The 23,757-nt window shown below is 60.9% G+C and carries 18 protein-coding genes and 5 pseudogenes; 10 read left to right on the top strand and 13 right to left on the bottom strand.

The features are described 5' to 3' along the window. From BVH03_RS26710 to BVH03_RS25385, 3 genes and pseudogenes are all read left to right on the top strand, one after another. A pseudogene (locus BVH03_RS26710) lies at positions 1–283 on the top strand (hypothetical protein); the annotation flags it as partial. A 153-nt stretch (positions 284–436) separates the two neighbouring features. After that, the gene (locus tag BVH03_RS26285) at positions 437–643 is read left to right on the top strand and encodes a hypothetical protein (RefSeq protein WP_143486075.1); all 207 of its coding nucleotides are present in this window, start codon (positions 437–439) and stop codon (positions 641–643) included. A 409-nt stretch (positions 644–1,052) separates the two neighbouring features. Continuing rightward, complete coding sequence (locus BVH03_RS25385) at positions 1,053–1,499, top strand: hypothetical protein (RefSeq protein WP_075963820.1); 447 nt, start codon at positions 1,053–1,055, stop codon at positions 1,497–1,499. 86 nt (positions 1,500–1,585) lie between these two features. Here BVH03_RS25385 and BVH03_RS25390 read toward each other — a convergent pair. Then, positions 1,586–1,705: pseudogene (locus BVH03_RS25390) on the bottom strand (SymE family type I addiction module toxin); the annotation flags it as partial. A gap of 284 nt (positions 1,706–1,989) precedes the next feature. On the opposite strand from BVH03_RS25390, the gene BVH03_RS25395 reads away from it, so the two are divergent. Continuing rightward, positions 1,990–3,363 carry a hemagglutinin repeat-containing protein gene (locus BVH03_RS25395; RefSeq protein ID WP_075963783.1) on the top strand — a complete coding sequence of 458 codons (1,374 nt, stop codon included), beginning with the start codon at positions 1,990–1,992 and terminating at the stop codon, positions 3,361–3,363. Here the strand turns inward: BVH03_RS25395 and BVH03_RS25400 are convergent. From BVH03_RS25400 to BVH03_RS27065, 4 genes and pseudogenes are all read right to left on the bottom strand, one after another. After that, positions 3,333–4,094 (bottom strand): N-acetylmuramoyl-L-alanine amidase, encoded by a 762-nt coding sequence (locus BVH03_RS25400; RefSeq protein ID WP_075963784.1) that lies wholly within the window; start codon positions 4,092–4,094, stop codon positions 3,333–3,335. The genes BVH03_RS25395 and BVH03_RS25400 overlap by 31 nt on opposite strands. 179 nt (positions 4,095–4,273) lie before the next feature. Then, complete coding sequence (locus BVH03_RS26290) at positions 4,274–4,501, bottom strand: hypothetical protein (RefSeq protein WP_143486076.1); 228 nt, start codon at positions 4,499–4,501, stop codon at positions 4,274–4,276. Between the two features lie 491 nt (positions 4,502–4,992). Then, positions 4,993–6,201 carry a hypothetical protein gene (locus BVH03_RS25405; protein WP_075963785.1) on the bottom strand — a complete coding sequence of 403 codons (1,209 nt, stop codon included), beginning with the start codon at positions 6,199–6,201 and terminating at the stop codon, positions 4,993–4,995. A 1,144-nt stretch (positions 6,202–7,345) separates the two neighbouring features. Further along, positions 7,346–7,542, bottom strand: a pseudogene (locus tag BVH03_RS27065) (tripartite tricarboxylate transporter permease); the annotation flags it as partial. 187 nt (positions 7,543–7,729) lie between these two features. Here BVH03_RS27065 and BVH03_RS25410 point away from each other — a divergent pair. The 6 genes and pseudogenes from BVH03_RS25410 to BVH03_RS25435 all read left to right on the top strand — a co-directional run bounded on the left by BVH03_RS25410 (position 7,730) and on the right by BVH03_RS25435 (position 14,601). After that, positions 7,730–8,593, top strand: coding sequence for a LysR substrate-binding domain-containing protein (locus BVH03_RS25410; protein ID WP_075963786.1), 864 nt, complete (start codon positions 7,730–7,732; stop codon positions 8,591–8,593). Positions 8,594–8,714: 121 nt separating this feature from the next. Beyond that, complete coding sequence (locus tag BVH03_RS25415; protein ID WP_075963787.1) at positions 8,715–9,755, top strand: putative 2-aminoethylphosphonate ABC transporter ATP-binding protein; 1,041 nt, start codon at positions 8,715–8,717, stop codon at positions 9,753–9,755. 14 nt (positions 9,756–9,769) lie between these two features. Then, positions 9,770–11,463, top strand: a pseudogene (locus BVH03_RS25420) (putative 2-aminoethylphosphonate ABC transporter permease subunit). 18 nt (positions 11,464–11,481) lie between these two features. Next, on the top strand, positions 11,482–12,309 hold the full coding sequence (gene phnX / locus BVH03_RS25425; RefSeq protein WP_075963788.1) for a phosphonoacetaldehyde hydrolase: 828 nt from the start codon (positions 11,482–11,484) through the stop codon (positions 12,307–12,309). Between the two features lie 50 nt (positions 12,310–12,359). Then, on the top strand, positions 12,360–13,379 hold the full coding sequence (locus BVH03_RS25430; protein ID WP_075963789.1) for a putative 2-aminoethylphosphonate ABC transporter substrate-binding protein: 1,020 nt from the start codon (positions 12,360–12,362) through the stop codon (positions 13,377–13,379). A 64-nt stretch (positions 13,380–13,443) separates the two neighbouring features. Beyond that, positions 13,444–14,601, top strand: coding sequence for a TIGR03364 family FAD-dependent oxidoreductase (locus BVH03_RS25435; RefSeq protein ID WP_075963790.1), 1,158 nt, complete (start codon positions 13,444–13,446; stop codon positions 14,599–14,601). Between the two features lie 180 nt (positions 14,602–14,781). Here BVH03_RS25435 and BVH03_RS25440 read toward each other — a convergent pair whose 3' ends face one another. The 8 genes and pseudogenes from BVH03_RS25440 to BVH03_RS25475 form a co-directional block, all read right to left on the bottom strand. After that, positions 14,782–15,432: a methionine ABC transporter permease gene (locus BVH03_RS25440; RefSeq protein ID WP_168175677.1), complete on the bottom strand. Its 651-nt coding sequence runs from the start codon at positions 15,430–15,432 to the stop codon at positions 14,782–14,784. Then, positions 15,416–16,456: pseudogene (locus BVH03_RS25445) on the bottom strand (methionine ABC transporter ATP-binding protein); the annotation flags it as partial. The gene BVH03_RS25440 and the pseudogene BVH03_RS25445, both read right to left, overlap by 17 nt. Before the next feature lie 55 nt (positions 16,457–16,511). Then, on the bottom strand, positions 16,512–17,306 hold the full coding sequence (locus BVH03_RS25450; protein WP_075963792.1) for a MetQ/NlpA family ABC transporter substrate-binding protein: 795 nt from the start codon (positions 17,304–17,306) through the stop codon (positions 16,512–16,514). A gap of 18 nt (positions 17,307–17,324) precedes the next feature. Further along, entirely contained in the window at positions 17,325–18,743 is a 1,419-nt protein-coding gene (locus tag BVH03_RS25455) for an LLM class flavin-dependent oxidoreductase (protein ID WP_075963793.1), read from the bottom strand. After that, positions 18,743–19,942 carry an SfnB family sulfur acquisition oxidoreductase gene (locus tag BVH03_RS25460; protein ID WP_075963794.1) on the bottom strand — a complete coding sequence of 400 codons (1,200 nt, stop codon included), beginning with the start codon at positions 19,940–19,942 and terminating at the stop codon, positions 18,743–18,745. Before BVH03_RS25460 ends, BVH03_RS25455 begins: the two co-directional genes overlap by 1 nt. 4 nt (positions 19,943–19,946) lie before the next feature. Beyond that, positions 19,947–21,191: an SfnB family sulfur acquisition oxidoreductase gene (locus BVH03_RS25465; RefSeq protein ID WP_075963795.1), complete on the bottom strand. Its 1,245-nt coding sequence runs from the start codon at positions 21,189–21,191 to the stop codon at positions 19,947–19,949. A 113-nt stretch (positions 21,192–21,304) separates the two neighbouring features. Further along, on the bottom strand, positions 21,305–22,534 hold the full coding sequence (locus BVH03_RS25470) for an acyl-CoA dehydrogenase family protein (protein ID WP_075963796.1): 1,230 nt from the start codon (positions 22,532–22,534) through the stop codon (positions 21,305–21,307). Next, positions 22,531–23,493, bottom strand: a complete 963-nt coding sequence (locus tag BVH03_RS25475) for an aliphatic sulfonate ABC transporter substrate-binding protein (protein WP_075963823.1) — start codon at positions 23,491–23,493, stop codon at positions 22,531–22,533. The genes BVH03_RS25470 and BVH03_RS25475 overlap by 4 nt, the downstream gene beginning before the upstream one ends. Between the last annotated feature and the right edge of the window lie 264 nt (positions 23,494–23,757).

Genomic DNA, 23,757 nt, shown 5'->3' on the forward strand with positions numbered 1-23,757 from the left:
CTTGGGTGTAACGCGCTGGGAAGCCGCGCCGCGTCTGGGCCTGGACGCCTGGACAACGAAATTCGCGTCGGGTGATACAGTTGGGGCAAAAGGCAGTAGTGGCGCAGAAAGTGCTATCAATCAGGGTAGGCTCAATTCTCAGCTCTTGGCTGAGGAGGTCGCAAGCGGTCATGCGTTCCAGAAGCATGTAGTCGGACGGCAAGAGTTTGCTGATCTTGGCATCAACACAAAAAGCCAATTCCAGAGTTTTGTAGAAAAAAATTGTCTCCAATCCAGCAATTGAGCGCCGCCAAGCTGTTGATGGTACGGTCTACTATCTTGATAGTTCTACGAAGACCATTGTTATTCGAGGGCAGAGAGGTGAGGCTACGGCATTCAGGCCCGACAAAGGTGGCGTTGGTTGGGAAAACTATATTAAATCGCAGGTTCCCAAGAAATGACTGAATTTAATAGTGGGCTTGAGTCTATTTATCTCGAAGTCACGCCTAAAGAGTTACGGTACTTTATTTCATGTGGTATGGCTCTGGTGCAAAATCTGCCTAAGGACTCCCTTTCGACATATTGTGGCTTGAGTAAAGATGAAATTCTGGAAGTCTCTCTACGTCTGAGGGGAATTGCAGATCAACTTGGTGTTGATATGTAGGTGGGTGAGTGAGCGGCTAAGTTTTAGCCGCTTACCTTTGGGGCAAAAGCAACTGCGCAGGCTGTTCCTGACGTAATTAGCCCTACTTATCGAGAGCTTCAGGGGTTAAACAAAGGATTCCAAGCGCATCACACCTTGCCTCAATATTTGGGCAAGATGCTGGGGTACACGAAGAATGACATGCTGGATCATCCTGCGACTCTAATTACCCAATATTCCCATACTGGGAAGGTGAATCCTGATGCTATGCATAAGGCTATAAGTAAGTATTTACCTCCCATGGTAGGCGGTAAGCCGGCTACGTATACTGCTGGGCAAGTAAGCTCGGGGTTGCAGAAAGCCTACGGCGATATAGGTCGGCCCGAATTTTTTGACTCAATCAAACATCTGATTAAATAGGTATATGAGAATGGCTGATAAGCAGGTGTATGAATTAGCTATTGATGATCTTGCTTGCTTTGGTGTTTGGTACTTTCCCATGGATGAGTCTGTAGAAGATGAACTGACAGTCCGTCCTCTCCTTGAGAAGGAAATTTGTGCTGACGCTCAGCTAATTGTTCGGGCTGGGTTCCTTGGGGCAGATAGCTCTAGGTACTTAGGCTATCTGTACTGGGATGGCAGTGGAAAGGTTGAGTATTTGAAGCCTGTTATTCTTCTTAAGGATGGCTCCTCTGTTACATTCTGGAATGGGATGGTTAAGCCCTCTTGGGGGGACTATTCTGCAAGAGCTCAAGAGCTGAGAATGGTCTTGCCTATTTCATATATTTCAGAATCTCTTCTCGAACTGCCTCAAATCTCAGGGGGGCTTGAGGGGCTCTATTACTTAGATGAAGATCGGATTTCCTGGATAAGTTAATAAAGAGGCGGCAGATTTATTTGTCAAAATGCAATATTGAGTTTCCTTGAATAGAAATAGCCCCGGCCTTGCCGGGGCTATTTGTTTCACTCGGCCGTAATCACCAAACACCCCTGCATCACCCGGATGCGTATCTTCTCGTTGACCTCGAATCCGGCCTGTTGCAGCCAGAGGCCGCGCAGTTTGATGCCGGGGACGATGCGGTCGCGAGTGTAGGCGGGTTCGCCGAGCGGCGGGTAGTAATCGGCGGCGACGGTGGCGAAGCGTTCAGTTCTGAATCGATAGGGTCAGAGTCATAGATTTTGGCGGAATCGATAGAACTATCGCGGCTCGGCCAGTGCGTTTCACAGGTCAATCATTCTTTAAAAAGCAGATATCGCCGGTCGCGACGTCAGCCTGATCGCACCTGACGGCGACATCCCTGGGCGGCGTACTGGACAGCCGGAGCGACCTGGCAATCCAGGCGGGCCGCGATGTCAACCTTGCCGCGGTGCAGGACGTACAGCACCACTCCTGGGGCAACTGGTTCCTCGACGAACGCGTGACGCAGCTCGGTGGCGAGGTGAGTGCTGGCCGTGACCTGACCATCAGCGCCGGCCGTGACCTGAGCGTGACCGCCAGCGACCTCAGTGCCGGTCGCCACCTCGCCTTGCGGGCAGAGCACGACCTGACCGTAGCCTCGGCCGCGGATGAAAGCCACGCGCTGTGGCGCACCAAGCGGGTCACCGATCAGAAGGATCGTGTCACCCAGCGAGCCGCGACCCTCAGCGCAGAGAGCGACCTCGACATCAGCGCCGGCGGCGATCTGGCCGTGATCGCCAGCCGCGTCACGGCCGGCGAACAAGCCTACCTGGTGGCCGGTGGCGAGCTGGCACTGCTGGCTGCCCAGGACTCCGACTACGCGCTGCACCAGAAAAAGAAAAAAGGTAGCTTCGGGCGCAATAGCTTCAAACGCGACGAAACCACCGACGTCACCCACGTCGGCAGCGACATCCAGGCCGGTGGCGACCTGACACTGCTCAGTGGCGGTGATCAGACCTACCAGGCGGCGCGGCTGGAGAGCGGCGCCGACCTGACAGTGTCCAGCGCAGGCCAGATCGCCTTCGAGGGTGTGAAGGATCTGGAACAAGAGAGCCGCGAAAAAAGCAAAAGCAGCTTCGCCTGGCAATCGGCCAAGGGTAAGGGCAAGACCGACGAAACCCTGGTGCAAAGCCAACTGATCGCCCAGGGCGAAACCGTGATCGCCGCGGTGGACGGCCTGCGCATCGACCTCAACCAGCTCGATCGACAGACCGTCAGCCAAAGCATCGACGCCATGGTCCAGGCCGACCCCAACCTGGCGTGGCTCAAGCAAGCCGAACAGCGCGGTGATGTGGACTGGCGGCACGTCAAGGAAATCCACGACAGCTTCAAATACAGCCACTCGGGGCTGGGCGGTGGTGCGGCCATAGTGGTTGCGATTGCCGTGGCGTACTTCACCGGGCCCTGGATGAGCAATGCGCTTGCCGGTGCTGCGGGTGCCCCCGCAGCTGGCGGCGCTTGGTCAGCGGCCACTGCTACCCAAGCTGCCGGTTGGGCCAATGTCGGCGCCACGGCCATCGGCACCTCGGCGGCCAGCGGCGCAGCGATCAGCACCCTCAACAACCGGGGCGACCTGGGCGCCGTACTCAAGGACGTGACCGCCAGCGATGCGCTCAAGGGCTACGCCGTCACCGGTATCACGGCGGGCCTGACAACCGGGCTCTATGACGGCTGGACAGGTACCGAAACCGCCCCCAGCACCGCCAGCAACGCTGTAGGCGCCAATACCCCCTTGAGCAATACCGGCACCTGTTATGAAAAATATTTGTCTACTAACGCGTAAATAATAGATGCCGTTTCTAAATCTAATACCCCGGAGTAATTACTTTGGCGAAAATGAAGCTGAAAAGCACGCAGCAAGTTCCTATATCCAATATCTGAATCAGCACCAGAAATGTCGTATCCGTAGCGTTGAAGCTTAGTAAGAATTTCTGATTTAGATGGTAAGTTGGCTTTAAATTGCTCCGCATATTTCAACTTGTCTGCATCGTCATACCAAGCCCCAATGCCCGCCAAGTAAAGCTCTTTCCAAGGAAACGCCGCGCCCGGATCACTTTTCCTGCCGACCGCAATGTCGCTATGACCGACAACGTTTGTAGGTGTAATGTCAGGATAGCGCTGGATGATATTCAATGCGAGCTGCTTGATGGCATCAACTTGTAGAGCGTTAAAGGGGGGGAAATTAAAAGCACCATGATTGTCTTCAGCGAGGCTAACGGTCTCAATGCCAATAGATGTGTCATTAATATTACTTCGGCCACTCCAGCTACTTACACCGGCGTGCCATGCACGATCAACCTCATCGACAATATTGAACACGTTCACACCTTTGAAACCAGCGTCAATATATGTTTGCTCAGAAGGATCGGGAACAAGATAGTGTGCGCTTACACTACTAGTAAGAGCTTTGATCGAGTCTCTAAAATTTAAAGCCGTGTAATGTAGGACAAGAAACCTAACCCTCTTGCCAAAGCTACTGGTAGAACGATAGGAGTTATAATCTATTTTTAACATGTTTAGTTTCCAAGGTTCATGCATTTAAAAATAATATTTTCATAAGAGCAGTTTTTGAAGCTCTTTTTCTGAAACTGAAAATTCCCATGTAAAACTATCCCCCAAACGGCTAATTTTTAAAGTTTGGAGACAAAGAAGCAGCCCCAAAAATGCTGCTTCAGGCCACTCCTTGCGAAAAATCAAGACGAAAATAGATATTTTCCGCCCTCTACGATTCGCGTTAAAAGAGGAGCGCTATCCGTCGCTGCATTAGGATTGTAAGCATTCACTAAAGCGTTATTTAGCGGTGCTGTAAGTTCGGAAAAAACTTCTTGGGCAACTATAAGGCCGAGAATAGGAAGTTTGCTAACAAAGCCACCACTGCCGCCGCTTACACTGTCAAGCTCTTCTTGAGTCAAATCTAGCATAAAGTTACTCCTTTGCTTATATAAGTTGATATATAATTTCCTATACATCAACTGTGTGATTGCTGGTCATATATTTTATCAATTTAAATTTTGTCGAGCTTTATGTTGTGATCGCAAATGCCAGATTGAACCGCCCCAGGTTTCACGGGGGCTCCACCATTTGAGAAACTAAAGCTACTATGCCAAAGCCAATGAAACTGGTTCCCGAAGTCCGCGAGCGTGCTGTACGGATGGTTTATAAAGTCCGTTGGTCGCATACATTCCAGTGGACGCCATTGAGGCGATATCCAAAAAGTTCGGCTGTACTGCTCAGACACTGAGCATCTGGATTCGCAAAGCCTCATCTACCTGCCTGATGCGGAAGCAAGCCTATACGCTCGCTTGCTATCGATATATTGAAATGAACCCTGTTGCTGGTGGTGCCTGGTTAGTGGCCATTGCCACCCAGTGGATTGGTGGCACATCCATGTGCGCGTCTAACGGTACCTAGCCTAAGCAGCCAGATAGTTCTGTTCCATTAGGGTATCAATGCCAATCAGCTCCACAGCGGGCCCTTCTGTGTGCAAATCAAGTGCAGTTGCAACGACGTGCTTGGCGCCCTCGACCGCAACGCCAGCGGTTTCCTTGAATATACCGGCGAGGATGTTCACAGTGTTGCCAACATCGTGAATAAACTCGAGTTGCGCACTGGGCTTGATCCCCACCAAGTTGGCGCTCGCTTGGGCCTGCACATAGGCATCAGTGTTGAAGTTGATATCCAGTATGGGGACGTGCGATGAAAGCGTGGATACGCCAGGTATATACGCGGCGATCTGACCGATTACAGGTAGCTCTTTTATCGAAAACTCGTTCCACTTGATCAATTGGACTTGATTGTAGATACCCGCTTCGGCAGATACATTACCGCCGATAGGTCCTGCGGTACCTATGCCAGTTGTGATATATGGCTTGAACGCAAAACCTTCCATGTTGAGTTTGCCGACAAAGCCTATACCTCCAAGGTCGGCGCTGAGCACAAAAGGCGCGAATGGAAGGGTGATCGGATTCAGACTCAACGCTCCGGCCAGTAAGAAGTTAAACGGTAACTCTGCGCCGATTTCAGTAGGTTTAAGCGTAAAAGGCACTAACCCGTAATTTCCACGGTCATCTGGAATGTAACCTTCCGAACGGCTGCCTAAGGCGCTGAGGCTGATGTTCAAAGCAGCTAAGCCGTCTGCGTTGCCTAATTCAATGTCATGCGTATTAACGAGGGCGCCGCGAACACCATTGGCAACATCAAAAATGTTGAGGGCGACGGTATTGCCGTTGTCAATGAATGATCGAGCATCTAGATAGGCCGAGCCTGCAAAAGCCTTGATGTCGTTGAAGGTCACGTTGGACTGCAACCCTTCAGCAACCAGATTTCCACCATTTTTCACCACTCCAGTGAAAAGCTTCGCACCCGACTCGGTAAACCGATAAAAGTCATCCCCCATCCTTTTGAGTTCATCTCGACCACTGCTCCATAGATCAACTGTGGCGCTTGCTGTCTCTGCAATGGAGGCTGCCACCAATGCGGATTGTTCCGTCCCTGTACTCCAGGTCGCCTGTTTGAATGCTTGTATGGTATCAGCAGTAGCTTTTTGTGCGGCAGAAGCTATTTTGCCGAGATGGTCGACTGCACCTACCAATGGATAACCCATCTTGCCGAACGCTTTCATTTGAATCTCCTTGCTCGTTTGAATAAAAATTAATTTTTGCTAGCTGTCTAATTTTTGAAGCTGTACAGGATTAATCAAGTTAGGCGAAATAGGTATTGGGTTATTTTTGATTGTGAATTAATGGGGGCATCATCAGACAAGGACAATATGTTAGGGGCGCTTTACTATTGGTTGACTGAGCCTGCCACTATTGTATCTATTCCGTTATCTTGAGGTTATTGACGAATTGATGTCGCGAATAGCCGTAGGAACGTTAGGTAAGCGACACAGACATCACGCCGCGCCGAAGCGGTTTAGAATGTACTGAATGACTTTGCTACAGAGGAGGCTGCATCCTTGCTTTTTAACGCTACTTCCGTCTGGTCAGGCTCGTATTCTGCCTGTGTTCGATAAATGTTCTGCCAGGTTGTGCGCGGGAAGGATCTCGCCAGTAATAAGCCATTAGGAGCCAACTATATGCTTATGGGAGCCTTTGCCTGCTTTCGTGAAATATAAGGACTTGGCAAGCTACGCACAAAGCTCATCTCGAACTTATACGCCAGATTTTTATGATGTCAACAGGTATGTTTGCCGGAATTTTACAGGATGTTAGCTGAGGCTGAGAATGTCTGCAGCGCGTGAGGCAGAATATCCCTATTGCATAACTTTATATAACCTATTTTGTTTTTATCGGTCATTTTTTATTTAATAAAAATTATATATTCCTAGGTGAGGTCAGCGGTTGTCTGAAAAGTTCGTGATAGATAGAGCAGCGCTCAGTGCAAATCGCTTAGCCCCTTGGTTCGCTTTAAGAGCCACGCCTGATCACGACCACATGAAAGGACGCGAAGCGCATAGGCTGGTAAACCGGTGGCGAGGAAGTTGCGCCGAGGCCTGCCTTGGATCGGCGTATGCCGCTCTAGGTCCCGCCTGACGCTTGGCTGCGTGGAATGCAAACTATCGTGAAGGATGCTGGCCAGGCCCCGTTAGAACCTGCTCAACGTCTTCAAACCGAGGTTCGACGATTTGGCAGCTACGTGCGGCGCAGTACCTGTGGGAGCGCGCGGGGACGCCTGGGCCATGCCCGCGATTTTTCGCGCGCAAGGCGTGCTCTCACAGTGGATCGGGGACGGCCGCTTCTGCCTTGAACAGGCTCCTAGAACGATAGCTTGCCGAGGATGAAACCCCGCAGTACCGCTGACAGCGGAAAATCCAGCTTGCGCATGATGCAGGCCATCGCGCTGATAGCGTGAACAGGAACGGGTTGAAGGTGTTCGCATGCACGGCCTGGATGCTGATCCCGGTAATGATCGTGATCACCGGCACCAGGGGCCAGCTCGGTACGGCGAGGATGCTGGCGAACGGATTACGGGTAGCTGCATGCCCCTGCACTGCACAGAACACTGGAAGGCTTGTTCGCCAGTCAGGCGCTGGGCGGCGCGCTGGCGATAAACCACCTATGGCTTTTAGCCACTTTGCCGGCGTACCATTCGTGCTCCACCAACTCGGCAGCCTGAATGGGTTGGCGAACCGAGGCGCCTGATCGCAGATGCTTTTTGCCGAGCTCAAGTCGTTCCACATGGTTGCGCGTCTGGGCAGTATCACCCAGGCGGCCAAGAAGCTTGGCCTCAGCCAGCCTACGGTGACGAGCCAGATTCGTAACCTGGAAGCCCAGTATGGCGTCGAGCTGTTCTATCGCGGTGGGCGGCGGTTCGCTCTGAGTGAAGAGGGCGCGCGTCTGCTGCCGATGGTCAAGAGCCTGCTGCAGCAGGAGGCGGATATCGAGTTCAACCTGCGCAATGGTGGGCAGTTGCAGGGTAGCCTGCGCATAGCCGCCACCGCCCCTTATTATGTGCTCGAGCTGGTCAGACGCTTTCGCGAGCGCCTGCCGCCGATTCAGGTGATGCTGGAAACCGGCAACTCGCTGCAGGTGATCGAGGCGTTGGAGGAGTACCGGGTCGATCTGGCCGCCTCTTCGCAACTGGAAGAGGACTCACGCTTCACCCGCCTGCGACTTGGCGAGGATCCGCTGGTGCTGGCCGTACACCGCAGCCATATGCTGGCCAATCACAGATCTTTGCCGCCCTCGGCATTGGCCGGGCATTGCCTGTTGATGCGCGAGGTGGGCTCGATCACACGTCAGCTCACCGAGCAGATGCTGCGCCAGGCTGGTGTCGCCCCTGGCGTGCTCCTGGAGATCGGCAGCCGCGAATCGATCCGCGAGGCGGTGCTGCGCAATATCGGTATCACGGTCATCGCCCGTCACGAGGTGCCGGACCACCCCGATTTGCGCGTCATCACCCTGGACGGCGCGCCGCTGATTCCGGAGTACCTCTACTGCCTGCGTGAACGCCGGCAGGCGCGCCTGCCGGCGGCTTTCCTGGCCATCGCCCGGGAATGTACTGAGGCCTGAGCAGGGCCAGCCTGCACAAAAACGCTGATACCACTATCGGTAACTTTTGCCCAACTGCCATAAAGGCTTCGCACGCCGATACCAAGATGACGCTCGTTCGATTCCAAACGAGGTTCTTGGCATGGCTACCGTCGACCTGCAAATACGCGGCATTCACAAAGGCTTCGGCACCTTCAAGGCGCTCGATGGCGTATCACTGGATGTCGAAGCCGGCGAACTGGTCTGCCTGCTCGGGCCGTCCGGTTGCGGCAAGACCACTCTGCTGCGCTGCATCGCCGGCCTGGAGCGTCAGGAGCAGGGGAGTCTGCACTTCGCCGGGCGAGACGTCTCCACACTGCCGCCACAGACCCGGGATTACGGCATCCTGTTCCAGTCCTACGCGCTGTTTCCCAACCTGACGGTCACCCAGAACGTCGCCTATGGCCTGTCCGGCCGCGGACGTGACGAGGTGCGCCGGCGTGTCGACGAGATGCTCGAGCTGGTCGGCCTGAGTGGCAGCGGACACAAGTATCCGGCACAGCTCTCCGGCGGCCAGCAGCAACGCGTGGCATTGGCCCGCGCCCTGGCACCGAGCCCTTCGCTGTTGTTGCTCGACGAGCCGATGTCGGCCCTCGATGCCCAGGTACGTGAGCACCTGTGCGGCGAGCTGCGCAGCCTGCAGCGCCAGCTCGGCATCACCACCCTGATGGTCACGCACAATCAGGAAGAAGCCATGCTGATGGCCGACCGCATCGCGGTGATGAATCAGGGGCGGATCGAGCAGTACGCTACCCCTCAGGCCATCTACAACGCGCCAGCGACACCTTTCGTCGCCCAATTCGTTGGCCAGGGCAACTGGTTGCCATTCGAGCGCGACGGCGCCCATGCCCGTGTCGGGCAATTGAGCATACGCCTGGCCGACACCGCGCAAGGTGTTGGCGGCCGGCTATTCTGCCGGCCCGAAGCGATTCTGGTGAACCCCACGCTGGAGCAGGACAACCTGTTTGCGGCGCAACTGCACGAGCTGACCTTTCTTGGCAACCGCTGCCGCGTCAGCTTCGAGCTGGACGCTCTGCCGGGCCATGCATTGTTGGCCGAAATAGCTCCCGAAGCCTTGCCCCATTTGCATGGCAAGCAGATTCGCGTGGCCCTGCCGCCGCGAAGCTTGCAGGTGTTTGCCTGATGGAACAGGTCGCGATGATGGCGAGCACAGTGAGAAAGCAGCAGCGCTCGAGGGATCTGCCCGACCGGCTGTTCGTGCTGGGCGGCCAATGGTTGCTGCTGGCGCTGCTGATACTGGCCGTGCTGCTGCCCCTGCTGGCCATGCTCTGGCGTGGCCTGATGGGCGATCCGGGGCAGGGCGGTGGCCTGGCTGCAGCCGTAGAGCTGTTCGGCAGTGCCAATTTTCGCTGGCTGCTCGGCAACAGCCTCACCAGTGCGCTGGCCGTGGTGCTGATGGTGCTGCCCCTGGCTTACGGGTTCGCCTACGGTCTGCTGCGCACCTGCCTGCCGGGCAAAGCGCTGTGGCGGGGCATATCGCTACTGCCGCTGCTGGCACCTTCCATGCTGCCCGGCATCGCACTGATCTACCTGTTCGGCAATCAGGGCATGCTGCGTGACTGGATGCCCGGCAGCATCTACGGCTTCTGGGGCATCGTGCTGGGCCAGGCCATCTATACCTTTCCGCATGCGCTGATGGTCCTGCTCAGTGCTCTGGCGCTGGCCGACGCACGCCTGTTCGATGCTGCTTCGAGCATGGGCGCCTCACCCTGGCGCGCCTTTCGCAGCATCACCTGGCCCGGGAGCCGACAAGGCGTATTCGCTGCTGGCTGCCTGGTGTTTACCCTGTGCATCACCGATTTCGGTGTGCCCGTGGTGGTCGGTGGCGACTACCAGGTGCTGGCGCTGGAAGCTTACAAGGCGGTACTCGGCCAGCAGCAGTTTGGCCGCGGCGCACTGATCGGGCTGTTCCTGCTGCTGCCGGCGCTATTCACCTTTGCGATCGACTTCTGGTTGCGTCGCCGTCAGCGCGATGCCATGGGGGGCGTGCCCAGGTCTATCACCCGCAGCCGAGCGCCAATCGCGACATGGCCTTTCTGTTGCTGGTTGTACTGGTGTGCGCGGCTCTGCTCGGCGTGTTCGGCATGGCGGTGTATTCGTCGCTGGTCAAGTTCTGGCCTTACGACCTGTCGTTGTCGCTGCACAACTACACCTTTTCGGAACTGCCCGGAGGCTGGCTGGCTTATCGCAACAGCCTGTTGCTGGCTACCGCCACGGCGTTGTTCGGCAGCCTGCTGATCTTCACCGGTAGCTACCTGCTGGAAAAGACCCGCCAAACCGCGCTGACCCAGGCGCTGCGCCTGCTCTGTTTCATCCGCATGGCCGTGCCCGGCCTGGTGCTCGGACTCGGTTACGTCTTCTTCTTCAACCTGCCGGCCAATCCGCTGCATGGGCTTTACGGCAGCCTGGCGCTGCTGGTGATGTGCACCGTGGCACATTTCCTGACCACCGCACAAATGACCGCAGCCAGCGCGCTGCGCCAACTGGATGGCGAGTTCGAGTCGGCCGCACTGTCGTTGAAGGTGCCGCTGCTGCGCCACTTCCTGCGGGTCACCGTGCCGGTCTGTCTGCCAGCGTTGCTCGACATCGTTCGCTATCTGTTCGTTTCGGCGATGACCACCGTCTCGGCGGTGATCTTTCTCTATAGCCCCGACAGCGTGGTGGCATCCGTCGCCGTGCTGAATATGGACGATGCCGGCAACGTTGGCGGCGCCGCCGCCATGTCGACCCTGATTCTTCTCACCTCCGCCGGCGTGTCGCTGCTGCTGGCCTGGGCTTCGCGCGGCTTGCTGCGGCGCTCCCAGGCCTGGCGGGCGGCCCCTGGCCTTTGAACATTCGGAGCACTGTCAATGCACTACAAGCATCCCGATCATCTGCAAGCCGTCATCCTCGACTGGGCGGGTACCGTGGTCGATTTCGGCTCCTTCGCACCGACGCGCATCTTTGTCGAGGCGTTCGCCGAGTTCGACGTGACCATCAGCCTGGCTGAGGCGCGTGGCCCCATGGGCATGGGCAAGTGGGATCACATCCGCACCCTGTGCGACCAGCCGGCGGTCGCCGAGCGTTTCCAGGCGCGCTTCGGGCGCTTGCCGACCGATACCGACGTGACCGCCATCTACAAACGCTTCATGCCTCTGCAGATCGCCAAGGTCGGTGAGTATTCGGCGCTCATTCCCGGTGCCCTGGAGGTGGTGCATAACCTGCGCGACCAAGGCCTGAAGATCGGCAGCTGCTCGGGCTATCCGAGGGTGGTCATGCAACAGGTCGTCGAGCTGGCGGCAGTGGCAGGTTACTGCCCTGATCATGTGGTTGCCACCGACGAAGTACCGAAGGGGCGGCCAAGCCCTGCCCAGGCGCTGGCCAATGTGATCGCGCTGGGCCTCGACGACGTGGCCGCCTGCGTCAAGGTCGATGACACCGAACCGGGCATTCTCGAGGGCCGTGCGGCCGGCATGTGGACGGTGGCGCTGCGCTTTTCCGGCAATTTTCTGGGCCTCACCTGGGCGCAATACCAGGCGCTGTCCAGCGAGCACCTGGACATCGAGCGTCAGCGCATCGATGCCCTGTTCGCCGACAGCCGCCCGCATTACCTGATCGACACCCTGGCCGATCTGCCACCGATCATCACGGCCATCAACGCTCGTCTGGCTCGGGGCGAAAGCCCCCAAGGCTGCTGAGCCTTTCTGAGCGATTCTCACGCCCATTCTTCGTACACAGGAACCACGCCATGTTCAAGCGCATCGCCCTTGCCGCCGGTCTGCTCACCGCCGGCGCCCTGCATGCCCAGGCTGCCACCGAGCTGACCGTCTACAGTGCCCTGGAAGTCGAGCAGCTCAAGCCTTACCAGCAGGCGTTCGAGAAGCGTCATCCCGACATTCGCATCAAGTGGGTCCGCGATTCCACCGGGATCGTCACCGCCAAGCTGCTGGCCGAGAAGAACCGCCCGCAGGCTGACGTGGTCTGGGGGCTGGCGGGTTCCAGCCTGGCCATTCTCAAGCAGCAGGGCATGCTCGAAGCCTATGCGCCGGCCGAACTGGACAAGATCGGCCGCAATTACCGCGACAGCGACAATCCGCCTTCCTGGGTGGGCATGGACGTATGGGCCGCAAGCATCTGCTTCAACACCATCGAGGCCGAGAAGCAGGGCCTGCCAAAGCCGACCAAGTGGCAAGACCTGACCGATCCGGTTTACCAGGGCAAGATCGTCATGCCCAACCCAGCCTCTTCCGGTACCGGCTACCTGGACGTCAGCGCCTGGCTGCAGATCTTCGGCGAAGACGGTGGTTGGGCCTACATGGACAAGCTGCACCAGAACATCGGCCAATACACCCATTCCGGCTCCAAACCCTGCAAGCAGGCGGCCGCCGGTGAGTTTCCCATCGGCATCTCCTTCGAGTACCCGGCCATTCAGCTCAAGCGCAAGGGTGCGCCGCTGGCCATCGTGCTACCCAAGGAGGGCCTGGGTTGGGAGATCGAAGCGAGCGCGATCATCAAGGGTACCGCGCATCTGGAGGCGGCCAGAAAGCTTGCCGACTTCGCCGCCAGCCGCGAAGCCATGGAGCTGTACAAGGCCAACTTCGCCGTACTCGCCCAGCCGGGCATCGCCGAGCGTTTTCAGGAGCTGCCGGCCGACTATGAACAACGGCTGATCAACAACGATTTCGACTGGGCCTCGGATAACCGCGAGCGGATTCTCGCCGAGTGGCGCAAGCGCTATGACGGCAAGTCCGAGCCGGTCAGCCAGTGAGCCAGGTGTCATCCAACGCAATCCGCTGGCCGCTCTGGCCACTTTCCGTCACGAGGAGTTTTCCATGAGTCAGCACGACTGTGACCTGCTGATCGTAGGGGCCGGCATACTGGGCCTTGCACATGCCTGGGCGGGCGCTCGGCGCGGCCTCAAGGTTCACGTGTTCGAACGTAGCAGCGCGCCTCTGGGCGCATCCATTCGCAATTTCGGACAGGCCCTGGTAAGCGGCCAGGCGCCTGGTCCGATGCTCGACCTGGCGCGCCAGTCCCATGGCCTATGGGCGCAGCTGGGCAGGGGCGCTGGGCTGGCGATGAAGCAGCAGGGCTCTCTGCTGTTCGCCCGTACCGAAGCCGAAGAGGCCATGCTGGAGGCCTTCTGCGCCGGACGCGGCCAGGCCCTCGGTTACCGCACCGAACTGCTGCGCGGTGCGGCCCTCGACAGCCTTTATGACGGTCGCTTCGCCCACCACCGCGCCGCCCTGCACGGCCTGGACGACCAGCAGCTGTTCTCCCGGGAAGCGCTGCCACAGATCATCGACTACCTGGCTGGCCAGGGCGTCGAATTCCACTTTTCGACCCTGGTGCGCGACGTCGAGCCTGGTACTGCCCTGACCACCGCGGGACGCTTCACGGCCCGGCACATCGTGGTCTGTTCCGGTCACGATTATCAGACGCTGCTGGCCGAGCAGATGGCCAGGTTGCAGCCGTCGGTGTGCCGCCTGCAGATGCTGCGAGCGCGTCTGGTGCAGCCGTTGGACTTGCAGCACGCCGTGCTCACGGGACTGAGCTGCGTGCATTACGGTGCGTTCAGCGACCTGCCCGAGGCCGAAGCGATTCGTGCCGAAATCAGAAGCACCAACCCGCTGCTGGAAGCGTGCGGCGTGCATCTGCTGATCAGCCCGACGCCCTACGGCGAACTGATCATCGGTGATTCCCATGATTACGGCAGCGATGCAGCACCTTTCAATGAAGAGCGCGTGGACGAGCTGCTTATCGAGCTGGCCGAGCATACCCTGGGCGGGCGGCTGCAGGTGCGCGAACGCTGGCAAGGTGTATATGGCGCCCGGGGCCCTGGGCCATTCAGCGTGACGCGGGTCGCCGAGGGGCTGACTGCCGTGCTGATGCACACCGGGCTGGGCATGAGCGTGGGGCTGGGCCTTGGCGAGCGAACCGTCGCCGCCTTGCTGGGCGAGGGTGAGTGGCCGGAGGCACGTCAGGCCTAGACACGGCAGGGGACGTGCGCGAGGCCTGCGAGCAGCCGGTTTGCGGCCAGCGGGAAGTGCCCCTCACCCGGGCGCCCCGCGAGATGTGTTCACGCCGGTGGAGCCTCGTTTTACCGGCGCTCGCAACCCCTATGACCGCAGCTGACCGGCCTGCTGGCAGGTTGAGAAGCGGGCTGTACCCTAGCGTTTGTTCAGCCGCTGCGCCAACCGATCCCCACCCAACTGAATGAAGCTGACCAGCACCACCAGCACGACGATCACCGTCAGCATCACCTGCGTATCGAAGCGCTGGTAACCGTAGCGGTAGGCCAGATCGCCCAGGCCGCCGGCGCCGATGGCGCCCGCCATGGCCGAGGAGTTGATCATGGTGACCAGGGTGATGGTGAAGCCGCCGACGATGCCGGGCAGGGCTTCGGGCAGCAGTACGTGCCAGACGATATGCCGGCGGCGGCAGCCCATGGCCTGGGCGGCTTCGATCAGGCCGTGGTCGACTTCGCGCAGGCTGACTTCGGCGATGCGTGCAAAGAACGGCGTAGCGGCGATGGTCAGCGGCACCACGGCGGCCCAGACGCCATAGGTGGTGCCGACCACCAGGCGGGTGAAGGGAATCAGCGCGACCATCAGGATCAGGAAGGGGATGGAGCGGAACAGGTTGACGATGGCGCCGAGCACGCGGTTCAGCCGCGGCGCCTCGAAGATACCGCCGCGGCTGCTGGTGACCAGAAATACCGCGAGTGGAATGCCGGCCAGCAAGGCCAGCAGGGAGGACACACCGACCATCAGCAGGGTGTCGAGCAGGCTTTGCCACAGGCGTTCAAACAGCAGCGACATAACCCAGTACCTCCACATGGTCGGCCAGCGTGCGGGCGTTTTCGATCAGCGTTGCATGGCCGAGTGCTGAGGGGCCGACGGACAGGATCAGGTGGCCCACGGCGTGACCCTGGATCTGTTCCAGGCTGGCGTCGAGCAGCGTGGCGCGGCCGCCCAGGGCAGCGCCGAGTGCCGGCAAATCCGGCTCAAGGCCGGTGCCGGCGAAGTGCAGGCGCAGCACCAGGTCGTCGTGCTCGCCGGGTGAGCGGTGCAGACGCTGTTGCAGGCTCGCCGGCAAGGCATGTTGCAGCGGCGCCAGCAGGGTGCGGGTGACTTCATGGCCTGGCGCGCCGAACACCTGCCAGACCGGGCCTTGTTCGACCACTTCACCGCGTTCCAGCACCACCACGCGGTCGCAAATCTCGCGGATCACCGCCATCTCGTGGGTGATCAGCACCACGGTCAGGCCCAGGCGCCGGTTGATCTCGCGCAGCAGGCCGAGGATCGCCTGGGTGGTTTCCGGATCCAGGGCACTGGTGGCTTCGTCGCAGAGCAGAACCTGCGGGTCGTGCACCAGAGCACGGGCGATGCCTACCCGCTGCTTCTGCCCGCCGGAGAGCTGCGCCGGATAGGCGCCATGCTTGTCCTCGAGGCCGACCAGTTCGAGCAGTTCGCGTACCTTGCGCTGGCGGATTTCGCGCGGCACGCCGGCGACCTTGAGCGGCAGCTCGACGTTCTGCCACACGGTCTTGGCGGACATCAGGTTGAAGTGCTGGAAGATCATGCCGATGCGGCGGCGCAGCGCCACCAGGGCGTCGTCGTCGTAGCTGGCGATATCGCTGCCGTCGATCAGCACTCGGCCGCTGCTGGGTTGTTCCAGGCGATTGATGGTGCGCAGCAGCGACGATTTGCCCGCGCCACTGCGGCCAATGATGCCGAACACTTCGCCGCGTTCGATCGACAACTCGATGTCGTGCAGCGCCTGCACCGGGCCCTGCGCGCTTTCGTAGGTCTTGCCCAGGTGTTCGAAGCGCAGGTGCGCCTGGGCGATGCGGCTGGCTGCGGCGGCTTGCTGCAGGTGGGGGTCGAAGCCGCTCATGTCAACTCTCCCAGCCGGCCTGGTAGAGGTTGCCGTGGGCCTTGTCGAGCGCAGCGCGTACCGCCGGGGAGTGCTGGTAGATGTCGATGAACTTGAGCAGGCGTGCATCCTTGGCCTTCGCCGGTTGGGTGACGAACTGGATGATGTACTCGGGATGGTCGACGCCGTCGAACAGCAGGGCCGAGGCCGGATCGAAGGTCTTGGCCAGGCGGATGTAGGCGGGGTAGCCCTGTACCAGGTCGACCTCGTCGTACGCGCGCACCAACTGCACGGCTTCCAGTTCGATGATGCGGATGTTCTTCGGGTTGGCGATGATGTCCTGTTGGGTCGCCTTGTAGGCGACGCCGGGCTTGAGTTCGATCAGCCCGGCCTTTTGCAGCAGTTGCAGGCCGCGCCCGCCGTTGACCGGGTCGTTGGCGATGGCCACTTTGGCGCCATCCGGGAGGCTGGCGAAATCCTTGTGCGTCTTGGAGTAGAGGCCGACGTTGTTGATCACCCCGCGTGCCACCGGCACCAGGTCGTAGCCGCCCTCGGCCTTGGCATTCTCCAGAAAGGGAATGTGCTGGAAGTAGTTCACGTCGATGTCGCCATTGGCGAGGCTGACGTTGGGCGCGATCCAGTCGGTGAACTCGATCAGCTCCACCTCCAGCCCCTGTTTCCTGGCTTCGGCCACGGCCACTTCCAGCGGTGGGGCGAAGGCCGCGGTGGTGCCCAGCTTGAGGGCGGGATCGGCCTGAGCCAGGGTGCTGGCGCTGAACAGGGCGGCGAGGGTTAGGGTTTTCAGCGATTTGAGCATGGCGGCGTCCTTGTGAGGTCAGAGCAGGTTCAGCGCGTGGGCGCTGAGGTTTCGCAGTTCATGGGGGATGACGTTGGCGTGTTGCAGGCGGGCCGGGTCGCGCCAGGCGGCGGCCGGATGATCCGCTGGCAACCTGGGGCCCTGGCCGAACAGCTTGTGGCGCAGGGCACCGCCTGCGTAGGCGGTCTTGTAGCGACCGCGCTGTTGCAGCTCGGGAATCACCAGGTCGATGAAATCGGCGTAGCTTTGCGGGGTGACGATGCGCGTGAGGTTGAAACCGTCGAGGCCGGTGGCGTCGATCCACTCGATCAGCTGTTCGGCCACCTGGTCTGGCGAGCCGATCAACACCGGATAGCGTCCGCCCAGGGCGTGCTGTTCCAGCAGGCGACGCTTGGTCCAGCCGGTGAAGGACTTGACCACCGATTCGATGGCGTTGGTCTTGCGCGCCGGAATCGGTTCGTCGAGGCCGAAGGCCGCCAGATCGATACCGGTGGAGCTGGAGAAGTGGGCGATACCCGCTTCCGGGCTGGCGTAGCGCAGGTACTCGGCGTGTTTGTCACGGGCCTCGGCTTCGGTGAGTGCGACGATCACGGCGATGCCCATGAACACCTTGATCGCGTCGCCCCCGCGCCCGGCCGCCACGGCGCTGGCCCGCACCTGCTCGACCTGGGCGCGCACCGCCTCGACGCCATTGCCGCCAATGAACACGCATTCGGCGTGCTGGCCGGCGAAGCGCGAGCCGCGTGCTGACGAGCCGGCCTGGAACAGCAGCGGCGTACGCTGCGGCGAAGGCTGGCTGAGGTGGTAACCCTCGACCTGATAGAACTCGCCATGGTGGTGCACCTTGTGCACCTTGCCGGGCTGGGCGTAAACGCGCTGCCCACGGTCGGCGAGCACGGCGTCGTCCTGCCAGCTGCCTTCGAGCAGTTTGTAGAGCACTTCCAGGTATTCGTCGGCCTGGTCGTAGCGGCGGTCGTGCTCGACCTGCTGGTTCAGGCCCATGGCCTTGGCCGCGCTTTCCAGATAGCCGGTGACGATGTTCCAGGCGATACGGCCATTGCTCAGGTGATCGAGGGTGGAGAGCCTGCGAGCGAAGGTGTACGGCGCCTCGTAGCTGAGGTTGGCGGTAACCCCGAAGCCGAGGTGCTGGGTGACGCCGGCCATGGCCGAGACCAGCAGCAGTGGGTCGTTGACCGGCAGCTGGATGGCTTCCTGCAGCGGCAGGTCGATACCGTTCTGGTACACGTCGTAAACGCCGAGGATGTCGGCGATGAACAGCCCGTCGAACAGCCCGCGTTCCAGCAATTGGGCCAGGTCGGTCCAGTAACTCAGCTGGTTGAAGTTCACCGACTGATCGTCGGGGTGCGTCCACAGGCCGTGATGGATGTGCCCGACGCAGTTCATGTTGAAGGCGTTGAGAAGAATCTGTTTGCTCATCAGATGGTCCCCCGACGCGGCGGTAGGCGATCGTTGAGGTAGAAGTCGCCCACGGCGTGGTACTTCCAGCGCACCGGGTCGTGCAGGGTGTGGGTGCGGGCGTTGCGCCAGTGGCGGTCGAGGCCGTGTTCGGCCAGGGTGGCGCGACTGCCGGCCAGCTCCAGCAGCTTGCTGCCGAGCAGCAGCGAGGTTTCCGTGCTGATGGCCCGGGCCTCGGCGACGGCAATCGATGCGGCGGCCACGCTGTCGGCATCCGGCCCGGCCTGGGCGCGGTCGACGAATTCGCCAGCCCGCTCCAGTAGCGCTTCTGTGGCGGCCAGGCGCACGCACAGCTTGCCGACTTCCTGCTGGGTCAGTGGGTCTTCACTGGCTTTTTCGATGCCCGCGTCGATCCACGGCCGCGACTTGTGCCGCACGAACTGCAGCAGGTCCTCGTAGGCGCCACGGGCGATGCCGGTATCGATGGCCGCGTGCAGCAGTTGGGCGAACGGGCCGACCGTGGTCGGGCGCTCGAAGGCACTCTGGAATGGCAGCACGTCATCGGTAGCCACCGCCACACCGTCGAACACCACGCTGCCGCTGCCGGTGGTGCGCTGGCCGAAACCGCTCCAGTCGTCGATCACCTGCAGGCCGCTGGCGTGGCGCGGCACGAAGGCGAGAAAGCCGACGCCGTTTTCGTCGATCGCCAGGGTCGGGATGCGTTGCGCGAACAGAGCACCGGTGCAGTAGAACTTGCGCCCGTCGATGCGGTAACCATCGGCGGTGCGGGTCAGGCGAGTGGTGCGGTCCAGCGCCGTCTTGGTACCCAGTTCGGCCAGGGCATTGCCGAAGCGCTGGCCGGCCAGCACTTCACCGTAGAGGCGGCGCTGTTGCGCCTGGCTGCCGTTTACCCGCAGCACCTCCAGGGCGTAGAAATGGTTTTGCGGAATCTGCCCGAGCGAGCCATCGGCCTGGGCGATGCGTGCGATGACCTTGGCGACGGTGACGCTGGCCAGGCCCGGCCCGCCAAAGGCGCTGGGCACGCTGATGCCCCACAGGCCGGAGTGCGAGAACTGCGCCAGTTCAGCGTGGGGCAGTTGCCGCTCGCGGTCACGTTCGGCGGCGCTGGCGGCGAAACGCTCGGCCAGGCCGTCGGCGACGGCAAGGGCTTGGGCGTCATCACGCAGCAGCGGCACGTCAGGTTGGGTGTGGGCGTTCATGGGCTCAGATCCAGGAGTGGCGGTTGGGGCGCGTGCCGTTGAGGTGCCAGGCACCGATGGCGTGGTATTTCCAGCGCACCGGGTCGTGCAGGGTATGGGTACGGGCGTTGCGCCAATGGCGGTCGAGGCCGAACTCGGCCAGGGTGGCGCGGCTGCCGGCCAGCTCCAGCAGCTTTTCGCTGGCCTGCAGGCTGAGTTCGGTGCTCAGCGCCTTGGCTTCGGCTACGGCAATCGAGGCCCGCGCCGCGCCGTCGGCGTCGATGGGGGCGGCGGCCACTTCATCGAGTACTCGGCCAGCCTTGTGCAGCAGCGCTTCGGCGGCGTGCAGCTCGATGTGCAGGCGCCCGATGTCGGCGATCACGTACGGATCATCACCGGCCAGATCGACCTTGGCATCGACCCACGGCCGGGATTTTTCGCGCACGAAGGCAATGGCGTCACGCACCGCGCCGTCGGCGATGCCCAGGTCGATGGCTGCCTGAACCAGCTGGGAAAACGCGCCCTGGATGCTTGGCTTGTCGGCCAGCGGCCACAGCGGCACCAGGTCGTTCTCATCTACTTCTACCTCGTTGAGCAGCACGGTGCCGCTGGCAGTGGTGCGCTGGCCGAAGCCGGACCAGTCGTTGACGATGCGCAGGCCCGCTTGGCCGCGCTGGATGAAGGCCAACCACGGGCGGCCCTGATCATCCAGCGCCTTGGCGGTGACCCAATGGGCGAACAGGGCACCGGTGGAGTAGAACTTCTCGCCACTGAGCAGCCAGCGGCCATCACGTTGGCTCAGGCGCGCACGCAGATCCAGAGTGTGCTTGCTGCCGCGCTCGGGGCCGCCGTTACCGATACGCCAGCCGGCCAGCACGCTGGCGAACAGGCGCTGCTGTTGCTCTGGGCTGGCCGCGGCGTGCAACAGACCGAGCAGACCGAAATGGTTTTGCGGAATTTGCCCGAGCGCCGGGTCGACAGCACTGATGATGCGAAACACCTCGGCGATGGTCACGTACGACAGCTGCGGGCCGCCAAAGGCGCGTGGCACGGCGATGCTACCCAGGCCGCTGGCAGTGAAACGCTCCACCAGCTCCCACGGCAGACGCCGCTCGCGGTCACGCTGGATGACGCCTGCTTCGGCGGCGTTGGCCAGGGCGTGGGCGGCCTTCAGCGCGTCGGCGTCGCTAGCCAGAATGGCGGCGGGGTGGAGCGTTGGGGCGACGTCCTGGTCGGATGCGCTGTCCTCAAGGGTAATCGGACGGGTCATATGAACCTCATCGTGTGGATGTACCGCAGCGGCGCGGGGGTGGGCGCGCGCTGCGGCAGGAAATCGAGGCTCCGGTGGAGCCGGTGGCGAACGGCGTATGTGAGCGAGCGCGATCAGCTGTACAGCGAGGGCTGCGGACCCTGGCCGCTGAGCAGCCAGTGACCGAGATCGCGCACCTTGTAATCGATGGGGTCGTGCAGGCTGTGCACCCGTACGTTGCGCCAGAAGCGGTCGAAGCCGTAGCGCGAGCTGGTGGCGCGGGCGCCCATGTTCTCGAAGATCTGGCTGGTGATATCCAGTGCTGCGCGTACTGCCACCACCTTCGCCTCGCTGATGGCCAGGGCAACCTCGGCGCGTTCTGCAGCGGTAAGCGCCGACTTTTCCCAAGCGTTCTGCAAGCGTTGCGCGGCCTGTTCGGCTAGGGGCAGCGCGGCGCGATAACGCAGCCACAGCTCACCGTAGCGTTGCTGTATGAATGGGTCATCGCTGGCCTGGGCCACGCCGGAGGCCGGCCAGGGGCGGCTCTGTTCGCGGGTGTAGCGCAGCGCAGCGTCCAGTGCGCCCTGGGCATTACCCAGGTAGAGCTGGGTGAGGATCAGCTGCGACAGGCACGAGCGCAGGGTGGTGCGCGGGCTGGGGCCCACGGGGCCGAGCAATTCGCTGCTGTCCACGAATACCTGCTCGAACTGTACGGTGCCGCTGTCGGTCTGGCGCTGGCCGAAGCCGTCCCAGTCCTGATTCACCGCCAGGCCTTCGCGCTGGCTGGGCAGCACGAGGAACACCCGGTCATCGGGCTTCTTGCTGCGCTGCACGCCGATCACCAGGGCATCGGCGCCCAGGGCGCCGGAGCAGAACGACTTGCTGCCATTGAGCTCGAAGTGCTCCTCGCGCTGGGTGAGGTGCAGCCCGACGTCGCGACCATTGGTGGCATTGCCCCAGAACCAGTTTTCCTGCGCGCTGCGGCCCAGCCAGTGACGTTGCTGCTCGGGGCTGCCGAACAGCTGGATGGTCGCCACCTGCAAATGCTGGAAGGCGAACAGGTGGGCGAGCGAGCTGTCGGCGGCGGCGAGGTAGCGCACGATGCGGTAGATCTCCGGCCAGGCCACGCCCTGACCGCCGTATTGCTGGGGCACGGCGAGGGTCAGCAGGCCACTGCCGCGCAGCAGCTCGCGTTCGGCCTGGGCGCTGCCGCCGGCACGGTCTCGTTCCACGGCGCTGGCGGCCAACTGCCGGGCCAGGTGTTCGACGGTCGCGCTGCGGCTGCCGAAGTCCGCGGGGAACAGATGCGCGGCGAACAACGGTTCTTCCGCTTGCCTGGAATGAGCGAGGGCTTGGCTGCTCATGGTGCCGGGCTCCAAATGTTCACCTGGCGCGCGTCCACGGCCTTTGGCAAGAGGCCAGCAGCGAGGAAGGCATCGGCGATCTTCTGTTGCTCGGCAAGGCTGTCAGGCTTGACCAGGCGTACCTGATAGCTGCGCTTGGCGTTGGCCTTCTCGACGATGGTCGGGTCCAGGTTGCCCCACAGCGGGCCGAGCACCTCGGCGCCCTGGCGCGGGTTGGCGCGCAGCCAGTCACCGGTCTTCACCAGCTCGGCGAAGACGATCTGCAGCACCTGCGGGTGATTCCTGGCGAAGCTGGCGCTGGTCAGGTAATAGCGCTGGTAGTCGGCCAGGCCTTCGCCATCGGCGAGGAGGCGTGTGGGCAGTTGCTGTTGGGCGCCGCTGAGAAAGGGCTCCCAGGTCACCCAGGCATCGACCTTGCGATTTTCGAAGGCAGCGCGGCCGTCGGCGGGCGTCAGGTAGGCCGGCTCGATGTCGCTGAACTTCAGGCCCGCCTTGGCGAGCGCGGCGATCAGCAGGTAGTGCACGCCAGCCGCCTTGGTGACGGCGACCTTCTTGCCCTTGAGATCGGCCAGGGTTTTGATCGTTGAGTCCTCGCGCACCACGATGGCCTGGGCGTGAGGCGAGGGCGCCTCCTGGGCGAAGTAGGCGAGGTCGGCGCCGGCTGCCTGGGCGAATACCGGCACGGTGTCGGCGACATCCGCGGACAGGTCGATATTACCGACATTGAGCGATTCCAGCAGCGGCTGACCGCTGGGGAACTCGTGCCAGCTGATGGTGACGTCCTGATCCGCCAGCGCCTTTTCCAGGGTGCCCTGGCTCTTCAGCAGGCTGATCAGGGTCGACGACTTCTGGTAGCCGATACGCAGCTGTTCGGCAGCATTGGCAAGTGGCGCGGCCGCCATACCGAGACTCAATAACAAGACAGTGATGGAGCGGTGCAGGATATGCGGTAATGACATGGCAGGGCCTCGGCGAAAACGCGTGGCGGCCATGCAGGGGACGATCACACGTACTTCATGAATGAGCGATAGAAGTCCGGTGGTCCGGTGATGAGAAGCTAATCGATATAAAAAATGATTAATAAATAATTTTTGGATATTAGCTTAGGTCGATGACCCTGGCTGGCGCATATGCAAAATAGTTACTACAAAGTGAAAAATAATTCTTTTTCGGGATTACCAAGCCTCTCGTAAATTAGTCACCAGCCGACAGCGGACCACCGC

This window comes from Pseudomonas sp. PA15(2017), assembly GCF_001945395.1.
GTDB lineage: Bacteria > Pseudomonadota > Gammaproteobacteria > Pseudomonadales > Pseudomonadaceae > Aquipseudomonas.